Source organism: Nitratireductor kimnyeongensis (assembly GCF_019891395.1).
Taxonomy (GTDB): Bacteria; Pseudomonadota; Alphaproteobacteria; order Rhizobiales; family Rhizobiaceae; genus Nitratireductor; species Nitratireductor kimnyeongensis.
This window is the reverse complement of sequence record NZ_CP078143.1, coordinates 3,502,716-3,516,483: the sequence shown is the minus strand read 5'-3', so window position 1 is coordinate 3,516,483 and position 13,768 is coordinate 3,502,716. Positions and strand designations below refer to the sequence as shown.

General features: G+C 60.4%; 16 protein-coding genes. 10 read left to right on the top strand and 6 right to left on the bottom strand.

Going from position 1 to position 13,768, the window contains the following annotated elements:
* Nucleotides 1–9: 9 nt before the first annotated feature.
* The 3 genes from KW403_RS16700 to maiA all read left to right on the top strand — a co-directional run bounded on the left by KW403_RS16700 (nt 10) and on the right by maiA (nt 3,077).
* Nucleotides 10–1,383 (top strand): aspartate aminotransferase family protein, encoded by a 1,374-nt coding sequence (locus KW403_RS16700; protein WP_223022619.1) that lies wholly within the window; start codon nt 10–12, stop codon nt 1,381–1,383.
* A 346-nt stretch (nt 1,384–1,729) separates the two neighbouring features.
* On the top strand, nt 1,730–2,425 hold the full coding sequence (locus KW403_RS16695) for a fumarylacetoacetate hydrolase family protein (protein WP_223020542.1): 696 nt from the start codon (nt 1,730–1,732) through the stop codon (nt 2,423–2,425).
* A 1-nt stretch (nt 2,426) separates the two neighbouring features.
* Nucleotides 2,427–3,077 carry a maleylacetoacetate isomerase gene (gene maiA, locus KW403_RS16690; protein ID WP_223020541.1) on the top strand — a complete coding sequence of 217 codons (651 nt, stop codon included), beginning with the start codon at nt 2,427–2,429 and terminating at the stop codon, nt 3,075–3,077.
* Nucleotides 3,078–3,096: 19 nt separating this feature from the next.
* Here the strand turns inward: maiA and KW403_RS16685 are convergent, their stop codons facing one another.
* Nucleotides 3,097–3,561, bottom strand: coding sequence for a MaoC family dehydratase (locus KW403_RS16685; RefSeq protein ID WP_223020540.1), 465 nt, complete (start codon nt 3,559–3,561; stop codon nt 3,097–3,099).
* A gap of 273 nt (nt 3,562–3,834) precedes the next feature.
* On the opposite strand from KW403_RS16685, the gene rirA reads away from it, so the two are divergent.
* A complete protein-coding gene (gene rirA, locus KW403_RS16680) occupies nt 3,835–4,296 on the top strand; it encodes an iron-responsive transcriptional regulator RirA (protein WP_223020539.1) in 462 nt (153 codons plus the stop codon).
* Nucleotides 4,297–4,333: 37 nt separating this feature from the next.
* On the opposite strand, the gene KW403_RS16675 is transcribed toward rirA, so the two are convergent.
* From KW403_RS16675 to hemP, 5 genes are all read right to left on the bottom strand, one after another.
* A complete protein-coding gene (locus KW403_RS16675; RefSeq protein ID WP_223020538.1) occupies nt 4,334–5,146 on the bottom strand; it encodes a heme ABC transporter ATP-binding protein in 813 nt (270 codons plus the stop codon).
* On the bottom strand, nt 5,146–6,246 hold the full coding sequence (locus KW403_RS16670) for a FecCD family ABC transporter permease (protein ID WP_223020537.1): 1,101 nt from the start codon (nt 6,244–6,246) through the stop codon (nt 5,146–5,148). The genes KW403_RS16675 and KW403_RS16670 overlap by 1 nt, the downstream gene beginning before the upstream one ends.
* Nucleotide 6,247: 1 nt before the next feature.
* Nucleotides 6,248–7,165 carry a heme/hemin ABC transporter substrate-binding protein gene (locus tag KW403_RS16665; protein WP_246637823.1) on the bottom strand — a complete coding sequence of 306 codons (918 nt, stop codon included), beginning with the start codon at nt 7,163–7,165 and terminating at the stop codon, nt 6,248–6,250.
* A 104-nt stretch (nt 7,166–7,269) separates the two neighbouring features.
* On the bottom strand, nt 7,270–8,328 hold the full coding sequence (locus KW403_RS16660; RefSeq protein ID WP_223020536.1) for a hemin-degrading factor: 1,059 nt from the start codon (nt 8,326–8,328) through the stop codon (nt 7,270–7,272).
* Nucleotides 8,329–8,337: 9 nt separating this feature from the next.
* Nucleotides 8,338–8,538: a hemin uptake protein HemP gene (gene hemP / locus KW403_RS16655; RefSeq protein WP_223020535.1), complete on the bottom strand. Its 201-nt coding sequence runs from the start codon at nt 8,536–8,538 to the stop codon at nt 8,338–8,340.
* Nucleotides 8,539–8,760: 222 nt separating this feature from the next.
* Here hemP and KW403_RS16650 point away from each other — a divergent pair, with 222 nt between their 5' ends.
* The 6 genes from KW403_RS16650 to tolA are packed head-to-tail and all read left to right on the top strand — an operon-like array spanning nt 8,761 to nt 13,734.
* Entirely contained in the window at nt 8,761–10,827 is a 2,067-nt protein-coding gene (locus KW403_RS16650) for a TonB-dependent receptor domain-containing protein (RefSeq protein ID WP_223020534.1), read from the top strand.
* A gap of 1 nt (nt 10,828) precedes the next feature.
* Nucleotides 10,829–11,296 (top strand): hypothetical protein, encoded by a 468-nt coding sequence (locus KW403_RS16645; RefSeq protein ID WP_223020533.1) that lies wholly within the window; start codon nt 10,829–10,831, stop codon nt 11,294–11,296.
* A gap of 33 nt (nt 11,297–11,329) precedes the next feature.
* The gene (locus KW403_RS16640) at nt 11,330–12,037 is read left to right on the top strand and encodes a MotA/TolQ/ExbB proton channel family protein (protein WP_223020532.1); all 708 of its coding nucleotides are present in this window, start codon (nt 11,330–11,332) and stop codon (nt 12,035–12,037) included.
* Nucleotides 12,027–12,416, top strand: coding sequence for a biopolymer transporter ExbD (locus KW403_RS16635; protein ID WP_223020531.1), 390 nt, complete (start codon nt 12,027–12,029; stop codon nt 12,414–12,416). Before KW403_RS16640 ends, KW403_RS16635 begins: the two co-directional genes overlap by 11 nt.
* A 5-nt stretch (nt 12,417–12,421) precedes the next feature.
* Nucleotides 12,422–12,832 (top strand): ExbD/TolR family protein, encoded by a 411-nt coding sequence (locus KW403_RS16630; protein WP_223020530.1) that lies wholly within the window; start codon nt 12,422–12,424, stop codon nt 12,830–12,832.
* Nucleotides 12,833–12,834: 2 nt separating this feature from the next.
* Complete coding sequence (gene tolA, locus KW403_RS16625; RefSeq protein ID WP_246637822.1) at nt 12,835–13,734, top strand: cell envelope integrity protein TolA; 900 nt, start codon at nt 12,835–12,837, stop codon at nt 13,732–13,734.
* Nucleotides 13,735–13,768 lie beyond the last annotated feature (34 nt).

Below are 13,768 nucleotides of genomic sequence, written 5' to 3'. Positions count from 1 at the left end.
AGCGACATGCTGTTGAAGAACGACCAACTCGACCAGTGGGACCGCGAGGCCTTCTTCCATCCCTCGACCCATCTGGCCCAGCATGCGCGCGGCGAAAGCGCAAACCGCATCGTGACCGGCGGCAAAGGCGTCTATATCGAGGACCGTGACGGCAAGAAGCTGCTCGATGCCTTTGCCGGCCTTTATTGCGTCAATGTCGGCTATGGCCGCACCGAAATTGCAGACGCCATTGCCGAGCAGGCCAAGGAGCTTGCCTATTACCACGCCTATGTGGGCCATGGCACGGAGGCCTCCATCAAGCTTGCCAAGATGATCGTCGACCGTGCACCGGAAAACATGTCCAAGGTCTATTTCGGCCTTGGTGGTTCCGACGCCAACGAAACCAACGTCAAGCTGATCTGGTACTACAACAACATTCTCGGCCGCCCCGAGAAGAAAAAGATCATCTCGCGCTGGCGCGGTTATCATGGCTCCGGCCTGATGACGGGCTCGCTCACCGGGCTTGAGCTGTTCCACAAAAAGTTCGACCTGCCGCTTGCCCAGGTGGTCCACACCGAAGCGCCCTATTACTATCGCCGCCCCGACCTCGCCATGAGCGAGGAGCAGTTCACCGCCCATTGCGTGGCCGAACTCGAAGCGCTGATCGAGCGCGAAGGCGCGGACACGATCGCCGCCTTCATCGGTGAGCCTGTGCTTGGCACGGGCGGCATCGTGCCGCCACCGGCCGGATACTGGGTCGCGATCCAGAAGGTTCTGCGTAAGCACGACATCCTGCTCGTCGCAGACGAGGTGGTGACCGGCTTTGGTCGCCTCGGCTCCATGTTCGGCTCCATTCACTACGACATGGAACCCGACCTCATCACCATCGCCAAGGGCCTCACCTCTGCCTATGCGCCGCTTTCCGGCTCCATCGTTGGCAAGAAGATGTGGGACGTGCTCGAGCGCGGCACGGATGAAAACGGCCCCATCGGCCATGGCTGGACCTATTCGGCCCATCCCATCGGTGCGGCTGCCGGCATTGCCAATCTCGAACTGGTCGACAAGCTCGGCCTCGTCAAGAACGCCGGCGAGACGGGCGCATATTTCGTCAACGCCATGCGTGACGCCATCGGCGACCATGCCCATGTCGGCGAAGTGCGCGGCGAAGGCCTGCTGTGCGCCGTCGAGTTCGTGAAGGAGCGTGAGAGCCGCCAGTTCTTCGACGCGTCCGACAAGATTGGCCCGCAGATGGCCGCAGCCCTTCTTGAACAGGGCGTCATCGGCCGCGCCATGCCGCAGGGCGACATTCTGGGCTTCGCGCCCCCCCTCTGCCTGACGCGCGAAGAGGCAGACACGATCGTCGATGCCACCGCCCAAGCCGTGAAGAGCGTCTTCAAGGGCTGATCTCGAGGGTCAGGACCTACTAATATGGCCGCAATGGTCGGCCTGATCTGTGCGGATAAGCGAAGCAAGGCCGCAGGTAGACTTCATGTCTTTCAAGGCCTTGTGACAAAGTAGCCCGTGCTGATCAGGCCGATCCGAAGGACGCTCGATAGACCGGCGGCCTGCCGCGTCACCCCCTTTACCGGGGAAAGGCCCCGCTCTGCGGGCTTTTCCTTGCATCTCTTGGTCTATCGAACGCCATTGTGGCCATATTAGTAGGTCCTGACCCTAGACTCTGGCGCTTCGGGGCCTTGCCCCGGAGCGTCAATTCGGCCATCTCTTCTTCGCAGTCACCTGGGAGAATTTCATGGCCGATTTCGTTTTTCCGCCCGCCAGCCAGCCTTCCGTTGCCATTGCAGGCACCGAGGCACGCTTTCCCGTGCGGCGCATCTTCTGCGTGGGGCGCAACTATGCCGCCCATGCCCGGGAAATGGGCCATGAGCCGGACCGCGAGCCGCCCTTCTTCTTCACCAAACCCGCTGACGCGGTGGTCGATTCCGAAACGGTCGTTCCCTATCCCAGCCTGACAAGAGATCTTCACCATGAGATCGAAATGGTCGTCGCCATCGGCAAAGGCGGCAGCGACATTGATCCGGCCAATTCGCTCGACCACGTCTACGGCTATGCTGTCGGCCTCGATCTCACACGCCGTGATCTTCAGGGAGAAGCCAAGAAAAAAGGCCGGCCATGGGACTGGGGCAAGGCGTTCGACCGCTCGTCCCCCTGCGGTCCCATCGCGCCAGTCTCCGAGATCGGCCACCCATCCGAGGGCCGCGTGTGGCTTGCGGTCAATGGCGAGATCCGGCAGGAAGGCAATCTCGACGAGCTGATCTGGCCGGTCGCCGATGTGATTGCACTGTGCAGCCAGGCCATGGAACTGAAGGCCGGTGATCTAATCTACACCGGAACGCCTGCCGGCGTCGGTGCTATCCAGCCGGGAGATCAGCTCGAAGGCGGCGTCGACGGTATCGGTGAGATCGCCATCACCATCGGCGAGGCGTGAGATGAGCGAGATCATCCTGCACAGCTATTTCCGGTCCTCCACCTCCTACCGGGTGCGCATCGCGCTTGCGATGAAGGACATCGATTATCGCTATACCGCCCATCATCTGCGGCATGGTGAACATCACGGCGAAGCCTATCTCTCGGTCAATCCCCAGGGCCTCGTGCCCGCACTCGTGTGGAGCGACGGCGCGATGATCGCGCAATCCATGGCCATCATGGAATTTCTCGACGAGATGGTGCCGGAGCCCCCGCTCCTGCCCTCAGATCCGTCCGGGCGCGCACGGGTGCGCATGCTTTCTCAAATGATCGCCTGCGATATTCATCCCGTGAACAATCTGCGCATTCTGAACGCATTGAGAGAGCGCTATGGCGCAGACGATGGGGACATCGGCTCCTGGTTCCGCCACTGGGTGAACGCGACATTCGAGCCGCTGGAGAAGATGCTGGCCGAAAGCGCCGAGACCGGCAGGTTCTGTCATGGTGACACGCCGGGCATGGCCGACATATGCCTGGTCGGACAGGTCACCAACAACAAGCGCTTCGCCGTTGACATGACGCCCTACCCCACCATCCAGCGCATCAACGATGCCTGCATGGCGCTGGAGCCATTCCAGCAAGCCGCTCCCATGAATCAGCCCGACGCCGAATAGGATTTAGAGAATGGGCCGCTCAGGCGGCCTTTTCTTCGAGAATAAGCATGATGATCGTTTCGGCGACGAGGGCTGGCGTTTCCTCACCCTCGATCTCCACCTCGCCATGATGACGAACGAGATACCGGCCCGGCGCTTTTTCATCCACGCTCTTCAGCGTCGTGCGCAGACGCACCCGGCTGCCCGCCTTGACGGGTGACAGAAAGCGCAGCTTGTCGAGCCCGTAATTGATGATGGTGCCGAGATGCACCGGCCATGCGCCGCACTCGTAAGACAAGCTCGATAAGAGCGACAGCGTGAGAAACCCGTGCGCCACGGGCTTGCCGAAAGGGCTTTCCCGCTCCGTGCGCTCCCGATCCACATGGATCCACTGGTGATCATTGGTGCAGTCAGCAAAACGGTCGATCATGGACTGATCCACGACCACCCAGTCGGAGACCATGGGACCCCCGCCGATCTCTGCTTCCAACACATGCGCGTTCATGGACTTCGCCTTTCTGAAATCATTCTTCTGCCAGTGCCTACGGTCGCTGGGAGAAAGCTCCTACGCTGGCTTCACCCTCGACCGATTGCCGCAAACGACCGAATATTGTGCATCGCAACACGAATAACAAGGCAGGCGCGCTCACACCAGAAATCTCGGCGGGAGCTTCGATCACTATAAAGTTGATTAATTTTATCAGATTTCACCAGACTCACTCTGGAATTATTCTAAACAATAAGCCATATTGCGGGAACGATATGTGAGAGGACTGTTATGCGCCTGACGCGACAAACCAATTATGCAATCCGGATTTTGATGTATTGCGCTGCCAATGAAGGCAAGCTCAGCCGCATCTCCGACATTGCCGAAGCATACTCCCTGTCCGACCTTTTCCTGTTCAAGATCCTGCAGCCACTTGTCGAGAACGGCTTTGTCGAGACTGTTCGCGGACGCCATGGCGGTGTTCGTCTGGCAAAACCCGCCGAGGAAATCACGCTGTTCGACGTGGTTCGGGTCACCGAAGACAATTTCGCAATGGCAGAGTGTTTCGAGAATGACGAAACCGATTGCCCGCTGGTTGAAAGCTGCGGCCTGAATGAAGCGCTGCGCAAGGCTCTGAACGCCTTTTTCGAAGTACTGGCCGGCTACACGATCAGCGATCTCGCGGTCGCCAGACCGGATATGCGATTACGACTTGGCCTCGATGATTTACCCGAACGTGCTACCGCACGTTGATTTAGGAGGGGTTGCCCTCCACAATCATCATTCTTCGTCAGAATGACGATTTGAATGTGATCTGGGCGGATTGCGGCAACACATAGGGCCGATTCTCGGCAGGCGGAACACCCACCTGAATCCGGCAATCAAAGACATCGGAAACGAGTTCGTCGTTGAACACCTCGTTCGGCGCACCGGAAGCGACAAGCGTTCCGCGATGCATCATGGCCACCTGATCGGCAAAGCGCGCCGTGAGATTAAGGTCGTGCAGAACCGCAAGCACACCACCGCCGGAGGCGGCGAACTGTTCGGCGATGCCCATGATGATCAGCTGATGTTTGATATCAAGGCTTGAAACCGGCTCATCGAGCAGAAGATAGCGTGGTTGGCCGTCGAGCACCGGCTTCCAGACCTGGCACAGGACGCGCGCGAGTTGGACACGCTGTTGTTCACCGCCAGAAAGCTCTTGATAAAACCGCCCGGCAAACCCCGCCAGGTCCACACGTTCGAGCGCCTTTTCCGGCAACCGCTTTTCTTCCGCCGGACTGGCTCCGGAGCGACCGCCCAGGAGGCCAAGCTTCACCACCTCGCGCACCGTATAGGGGAATGACAGCGAACTTGCCTGAGGCAGCACGGCCCGATGCGCGGCGGCGTGCCATGGCTGCATGTCCTGCAAGGTCTCGCCGTTTATCCGCACATCGCCTCGAAACGGCAGATCGCCGGACACCGCCCTCAATAACGTGGTTTTGCCCGACCCGTTGGGGCCGACAATAGCGGTAACGGCTCCCGGTTTGACCGACAGGCTTACATTGCGAACAACCTGTGTGCGGCCGAGCCACACTGAAAGATTATCGATATCGATCGCCATTACAGATCAAGAAGCCCCCTCTGGCGAAGCAATATCCATAGAAAAAATGGCGCACCGAGCGTTGCGGTGACAATGCCGATCGGCAGTTCGGCGGGTGCGACAACCATGCGGCTTGCCGCGTCAGCCAACAGAAGAAGGCAGGCTCCCAAAAGCGCCGAGGCCGGCAACAGGTAGCGATGTTCGGGACCGATGGTCAGGCGCAGGAGATGCGGCACGACGATCCCCACGAACCCGATGCCGCCTGCCACTGCAACGGAGGCGCCTGTGGCTGCCGCAACCGTCAAGACAGCGCAGTTCTTCACCCGTTGGACGCGCACGCCAAGATGGTTCGCCGTCGCCTCACCCAAAACCATGGCATCGAGGCCACGCGCCAGAAACGGCGCAGCCGCCAGAGCTGCGAGGATGATCGGTCCGGACGCCCATATTTTTGCCCAGCTTGCGCCCGCCAGCGAGCCGAGCCCCCAGAAGGTCAGGTCTCGCAATTCCTGGTCGTCAGCGAGATAGACAAGGATGCCCGATAGGGCACCGGCCAAGGCGCCGAGCGCGATACCCGCCAAAAGCATGGTGGCAATCGAGGTCTGGCCACGGCGCGTCGCAACCCGATAAAGAAGCAGCGTTGACACGACCCCGCCGAAGAACGCGGCAAGCGGAAGTGCGTAGATTCCGAAAATGCCAATCACCGGTGCCAGCACCGTGTTGCCAAGAACGATTACGGTTATCGCGCCAAGCCCCGCACCGGAGCCTACACCGACGATGCCCGGATCGGCCAATGGATTGCGAAACAGGCCCTGCATGACTGCGCCGGACACGGCCAGCGAGGCGCCGATCAGGCTTCCCAGAACCACGCGCGGCAGACGGATATCCCAGATCACCACGCGGTCGCGCAGCGGAAGGCTATCCGCCCCTCCGCCCAGCCATCCAGAAAACACGCTCCAGAACGATGTATCGGATGCGCCCGAACCGAGGCTGGTCAGAAACAGGAAAAGATAAAGCAGGACAAGCCCCAAAATGACCGCACGCGCGCGGGCCGAACGGTCTCCGTCAACCTCGGCCCGCAGGCGCCATTCTGGCGCGGATGCGACATTGTCACCTAAAGCCATTTCAATCGGTCACCGTTTCCGCGCCCGTCAGTGCGCTGGCAAGGTCCCGCACCGCTCCTGCCGTTCGCGGCCCAAAACCCAGCAGGTAGGATCCGTCCATTCGCACCAGCGCACCAGCTTCTCCCGCTGGCGTGGTGGCTATCGCAGGATGAGTAAGAACATCGTCAGGGGAAAGTTGATCTGGCCCCCCCCGGGTCATCATCAGGACAACGTCAGGCGCCGCCGAAATCACTGCCTCCGCCGAAACCTGGCGGTAGCCGGAGAACCCGTCCATTGCGTTCTCCGCCCCCGCCATGCGGATGATCCCGTCGGCAGCCGTGTTCTTGCCTGCCGCCATGACCCGACCGCCCTGCATGCTGAGCACGAAGAGCACACGTTTTCCATCGACTTGCATTCGCGCCTCAGCCTCGGCAGCGTCGAGCTCCGCTTCGACCTCCCGCGCTAGTGCGTCAGCTTTTGATTCCACGTTCAACGCCGCTCCAACGACGCGAATCTTGCGCAGGATCGCCTCGCGATCAAAGCCCTCAGGCACTGTGACGACCGACACACGCGATGCCTTGAGTGCATCCATCGTCTCTACGGGACCACTTCCTTCCATCGCCAGAATTGCGCTTGGCCCGACTGAGAGCACACCTTCAGGCGAAAGTGCGCGCATATAGCCGATATCGGGCAGGTCCTCGGCCTCCGGCGGGAAGGTGCTCGTCGTGTCACGTGCGACGAGCCGGCTTTCCTCACCAAGGCTGTAAACGATCTCGGTGATGGCACCGCCAATTGTCACCAGCTTGGAGGCGTCAGGAAAGGATTGCGCGGCCTCCTGCGCGGTGACGGGGCCAAGCGCGGCACCCAAGGACGCAACCAACCCCACGAACAATCGCGCCACCACCCTGCGCGTCATCGATCCGAACGCTTCACACGTCATCCGACAATCTCCCTGCATCCTTGGCCATCGTCCGGCACCCGGACGATCCAGACATGTGTTTTCGTTGACCTGGGCGCCGAAGAGCGCCCCCTGCCGTGAAAGCGTCAGGCCACCTGCCGGCTTTCCAGTCGCGGCAAGCCCTCGACCATGGAACGCCAGTCGGTCCGCTCTGCATGCCCCTCCAGTCGCTCTCCGAAGAACTGGGCGATCAGCTGACCTCCGGCGCTATAGGCCTCCATGGAGGTGACATGGCCATCCTTGGTTGGCTTGCGCACGGCCCACAGTTCCTTCACGTGGTCCGTCCGCAGATGGAGGTTGAAACCCGGATCAAGAATGTTGATCCATGGCCCCATCGGCTTCACCGTCTCGATCGTGCCGGTATGGATCTGGATGCACCCGCTGCTGCCGACGAAGCACATGATCGGCACAGCTTCGTCGACCGCCTGATACAGCATCTGCGTCAGTGCATCCTCCTGCAGCCGCCAGGCGTAGTCCTCGCCGATCAGGTGGACGGCCTGATGGCGCGTGAGGTTCAGCTTGCGCAGAATGTTGAAAAGCTGATGCACGTCCGTCATCGCACTCCAGCGTTCGCGCAGGTCATCGGCCGCCGGCAGTTCCTCGTTGCCGGTTTCCTCGTCGGTCTCCCCAGCCTGGAGATCGAGCGGAGCCTGCTGATCGGGATGAAGAAGATCTTCGACCAGTTTCTGGTACGCATACAGATTCGAGCTTGGCCTCAAATGCACCTTGTGCACGGCATCTCCGGACTTATCGAAGAACTGCAGACTGCGCCGCACACCGTCGCCATCGTGCTTTTCCAGCGCAAAGCCAATCGCCCAGCGAGAGGGAAACACTCGCAGATCGATGTCGCGCCCCAGAACAAGAGCATGCTGCGCGCCCACCGTGATTTTCTCGTAGACCCCGACCTTCTCATGAACGGCGCTCTCATTGCGGGTCAGGGCCATGACCTCACCCACGCTTTCAAGCGCCGGAAGAAGATCAGCGACGCGCGGCTCGATGCGGGTCACGCCATGCCCCACATATGCGGCGAGCAATTCTGCTTCCGAAATGCCCAGCATTGCCGCCAGGTCGCGCTCGCGCATTTTCGGGTTTTCATCACGGGCACGCCTGATCGCTTCAGGCGTGCGTCTTGTCTGAACATTCATTCCACAAACCTATTTGTTGAGAATCAGCTTTCCCTGACGGGTGATTTTCAGGCGGTAATACGCGCCATGATGCTCGATCCCGATCTCGCGACGACCACCGAACAGATCCGTGCTCGAAATCGTCCGATCAGGCGTAACGCCGCCTTGCCTGACGGCCAGATGCTGTATGTCTGCCTGTCCGTGCGGGTCGATCGACAAATAGGTCTTCATTGGAAAGAACCTCCATTTTCAAGTCACTGGCCAATTCACTGGCTTGGGCTCACATCGACAGCATGTTTTCTGTCATTCGCTTTCTTGACTTTTATTATCATATTTTATAGCCACCGCAATACCGGAGTGAAATTATCAAGATAAATTTCCTGGCCGGATCATCGTCGGCAAGCCAGCGCCAGCCGGCCAATAGCTGTGTTTGATTGCTGGAGAATTTGGAGTATGCGGAACTACACGCGACACACGACATTTGGTTTGCTGTGCGGTACGTCGATCGCGACATTAGCGCTATCGATGACCGCGATGGCGCAGGAAGCGCCAATCGTCATGTCAGAACCTTCAGGCGACGTTACGCTTCTCGACCGTATAACGGTGGTGAGCCGGACCGGAGAAAGCGCCCTTGAAGCAATGGCTTCGGTCAGTCAGATCAGCGGCGAGGAACTGGAGCGCCGTATGGCCACCAGCGCCAATGACATCTTTTTCGGCGTTCCGGGAATCAAGGTCTACTCGGATGGACGCCCGGCAGTGAGCAATATCAACATCCGCGGGCTTCAGGATGCCGGCCGCGTCTCCGTGATCGTGGATGGAGCCCGTCAGAATTTCCACAAGGCCGGCCATGATGTCTCCCGTATGTTCTGGCTCGACCCGATGCTGGTCCAGCAGGTGGACGTCATTCGCGGCCCGAGTGCAAACACATTCGGATCGGGTGCGATTGGCGGCGTTGTCTATTTCGAGACCAAGAAACCGGATGACTTCCTGCGTGACGACGAGAACTACGCATTGTCACTCACCGGTCGCTATGAATCCAATGGTTCCGGTTGGACCACCAGCGCGATCGGCGCCTATCGCTTCAACGAAGCCGCCTCCATTCTCGGCAACATCGTTTGGCGCGATTATGGCGACTACAAGGATGGCGACGGCACGCGCGTCGACAGTTCAGGCTTTGATGTGCTGAGTGGCCACCTGAAGGGAACCATCAAACCGAGCGAGAACAGCGAATTGACGCTGGGCTGGACCGGCTCTGGCGATGACTGGTCCTCAACAGATACGCGGGACTACCGGCTCGACAGCGACACCTTCACGGGAGAATTCAAGCTCTCGGACGCCGAAGAGAAGTGGCTGAACCTCAACATCAAGGCCGCCGTAAACAATATAGATCTGACCCAGACGGATACGGGTTCTCGCCCCGGCACATCCGGCTACGACCTGCGAACCACCAGTTTCGACATCTGGAACACGTCCCGTTTCGACACGGGCATGATCGCCCATGAACTGACCGTTGGTGGAGACTGGGTCTATGATGACTTCGCCTCCACTGCAGCATCCGGGGGATCGGACAGCTACAACCCGACCGGCACACGCCGCGTCTGGGGTGCCTATGTTCAGGACAAGCTTTCCTATGATTGGCTGGAAGTTGTCGCTGGCGTGAGATACGATTCCTACGAGCTTGAAGCTTCCGAAAAGAGTTCAGGCGATCGTTTCTCACCTCGTCTCAGCGTGGGCGTTTCTCCCTTCAACGAAGGGCTCCTGTCCGGCCTTCAGATCTACGGTTCCTACTCCGAAGGCTATCGGGCGCCCAACACGTCGGAAGCCTATATCACCGGCGGCCATTCCTTCCCCGGCTTCAGCTTCGCGTTCCTGCCGAACCCGGACCTCAAACCCGAAACCGGAAAGACCTGGGAAGCCGGTGTGAACTACAAGGCTGACGGCCTCTTCAATGCCGAGGACACGCTTCGGATCAAGGCAGCGTATTTCCACAACGATGTCGACGACTACATCACGATCCCCACCTTCCCGGCCATTCCGGGCAGTGAGTGTGCCAGTCTCGGGCACACGATGTGCGCGCAATATCAGAACGTCTATGCGGCAGAGATTCAGGGGTTCGAGCTCGAAAGCCGCTACGATGCTGGGCGCTACTTTGCGGGCCTTGGGATTTCGGTTATTGACGGCCACCAAGTTGACCGGGACGGCGTGCGCTCGGACCTTACGACCATCCCCTCGGCCAGCCTGACGCTGGATGGCGGCATGCGTTTCCTCGAACGCCGTCTGACCCTAGGTGGTGAAGTCCAGTTCAACAAGGCACCCAGCGGGTCGACCTTCGCAGAGGACTACACCCTGGTGAATCTCTACGCCAATTATCAGCCCAACGAGAATCTCCGGTTTGATTTCCGCGTCGACAACCTTTTCGATAAGCGGTACGTGCTGCCGATCGCCGACATCTCCGACGGTATTCATGCACAGCCAGGCCTGACCGTAAAGCTCGGTGCAACCGTGCGTTTTGGAGGATAAGATGCCATCTCGATTACCGCTTCTGGCCCATGCGCCCATCGCCGCCCGTGTTCTGGCGGCGATGGCCGGTACGCTGGCTTTGATCGTGCCGGGGACGGCGCAGGAGCTTTCTGCCGTGGAGCATTCGATCAAGCTCGAGCTCAATGCTCTTCAGAAAAGCGAAAAAGGCTGCCGCATCGCATTCGTGGTCAAGAATGCCACAGGTAAGGACATCGCCAAGGCAGCCTACGAGATCGCCCTTTTCACCAAGGAAGGGCTCGTGGACCGCCTGTTGGTTCTCGACTTTCAGGACCTGCCCAACGAGAAAACCAAGGTACGCCGCTTCGATCTGGTCGACGCAAGTTGCGATGAGATCGGCCGGGTCCTCATCAACGATGCCTCGGCCTGCGAAGGCGAGGGAATAGAGCCTGAAGACTGTATCGCGCGGCTGGAGGCAACCAGCCGCGGCGCGGTCACGTTCGGCAAGTAATCTTTGGAAATCAAACCCGACAGGAATGCCCCAATGTTCGATGGCCTCATCTCTTCAATAGGCTCCTTTCTCCAGCTCGGCGGCCCGGTCGTAGCAATCCTGCTCGTGCTGTCTGTCTTTGCCGTGGCGCTGATCCTTTTGAAATTCATGCAGTTTCAGCGCGAGCGCGTGGGACGGCATGGGCGTTCCAACCGCGCACTTCATGCCTGGTTCCACCACAATCAGGGCGAAGCGCGCTCCATGCTCGCCAATGCCCGTTCTCCGTTGGAAGAAACACTCGCCACCACCATGCGGCTCGCCGCAGCAAAAGCGGACAAAGGCGCGATCGAAGACGAAATCAGCCGCCTGGCTCTTGGTCGTCTGCATGATCTGCAACGGGGGTTCCGTGCGCTGGACGCGATCGCCCAGGTCGCGCCTCTGCTTGGCCTGTTCGGCACCGTTCTCGGCATGATCGAAGCCTTTCAAAGACTTCAGGAGGCAGGGAACTCTGTGGATCCGTCGCTGCTTGCTGGCGGCATCTGGGTGGCCTTGCTGACCACCGCCTGCGGCCTCGCTGTCGCCATGCCGGTTTCGCTTCTTCTTACCTGGTTCGAGACACGCATCGAAAACGAGCGCGTCGCCATCGAGACCATGACCGCAACCGTGCTGTCCCACGCATCAATCGAAAAAGCGGAAGAACAGGCAACGTCGGCAGATGCCGGCGCGCCACGGCTTGTGACAGGTGAGAGCTATGCGCATTGATGCGGCTGCAATCAGGAAGAGAAGGCCCCTTTCGCTGACATCGCTGATCGATGTGATCTTCCTTCTGCTGCTTTTCTTCATGCTGAGTTCGACCTTCACCCGCTTCGCAAAGGTCGAGATTTCCGGTGGCCCGGCCTCGAGTTCCGCTGCCGGCAATCCGCCGGACGTGCTGATCCGCGTCGATGACCCGGCGGGCTGGCGCGTCAACGGCCAGACGCTCGCCGAAGAGGCCGCCATCGCCGAACTCGGACGTTTGAAGGAAGCCGGCGCAGAGACCGCCGTTCTCCTGGTGCGCGGCGATCTTACATCCCAGCAGCTGGTCGAGGCGGTGGAAAACATTCGTCGCAACACCGAACTCAACCTTTCCGTCGCGAGGTAATCCCCATGCTCCGCCTTGCCCGTCCCAAGCAGCCCCGCCAGCGGGAAAGCACGATCGCACTGATTAACATCGTGTTCCTGATGCTGATCTTTTTCCTCGTTGCCGGCACGCTGACCCCGCCGCTCGACAATGATGTCAGCCTGATCTCCACCGTCGAGGCCGATCCGTCGGAACCGCCGAATGCGCTGTTCGTCACCCAGGAGGGTGAGATGCGCCTGCGCGGTACGGCGACAGATGCGCAGGGTTTCATGCTCGCGCGCGCAGAAACCCTTGGTGAAGAGGCTGCAAGACAACTCGAGATCAAGGTGGCAGCAGACCGCGACCTGCCGGCCGCCAAACTCGTCGACATCGTCGGCGCCCTCAAGGCAGCCGGTGCCAGCAGGATCAGCATCATCACGGAACGTGCGGCGGAATGAAAATGCGGGCATGGAAATGGGCCGTAGCGCTGGCCTTGTCGTTAAGCCTTCACGCGGGGGCAGCGGTCTATGTGATGAACCGCTCGACAGATATCGAGATCGCCGGTGGCGGCGCGACGGAGATCGCTATCGCTGGCAACGCCTTTGCCGATATGGTCGCCGCCGGTGAAACGACCGAGAAAGTCCTGCCCGAGGTGCAGCCGGAAACGGAACCGGTTCAGCCCGAAACGGCGAGCGAGGCGCCGCCCGAAACACCCGTCGAAACCGTGGTCGACGAAACCTCTCCCCAGGTCGTTGAAGCCGAGCAACCCGTTGTCGAAATGACAGAGGCAGAGACCGCAGAGGCTGTCGAGCCGGTCGAGAACGCGCAGATTGTGGCAGCGCTCTCGGAAGCACCGGTTCCAACGCCCCGCCCCGCCTACACACCGCCCCCCAAGCCAAAGGCCGAGAAGAAGCAGGTCCGCGAGGCCAAAACGGCACCGCCCAAAAAGCGCAGCGCCGGCTCAAAGGGCCGCGACACGCAGGATGCCCGCCGTGGAACGGCTTCGGGGAAGAAGAACGCCGGAAAGGCCTCCAAGGGCCGGCAAGAGGCGCGCGCCACGCAGAGTGGCAATGCGCGCGTCTCCAACTATCCAGGCAAGGTTGTCTCGAAGCTGCGGCGTTCCCTTCGTTATCCGAGCGCGGCAAAACGCCAGCGGCTCAAGGGCGAGGTCCACGTGCGCTTCACGATCGCGCGCAACGGGTCGGTCAGCGGCGTCCGTATCGTCCGCAGTTCCGGATCGGGCGTCCTCGATCAGGCCGCCCTCGACACGGTGCGCCGCGCCGCGCCCTTCCCGCGGATTCCGGATGAAGCGGGCCGCTCAAGCTGGGGCTTCACTGTGCCATTGGCCTTTCGCCGCTGATCCCGCACGGTCCGCGCAGCCGCCGGGCTGCGCG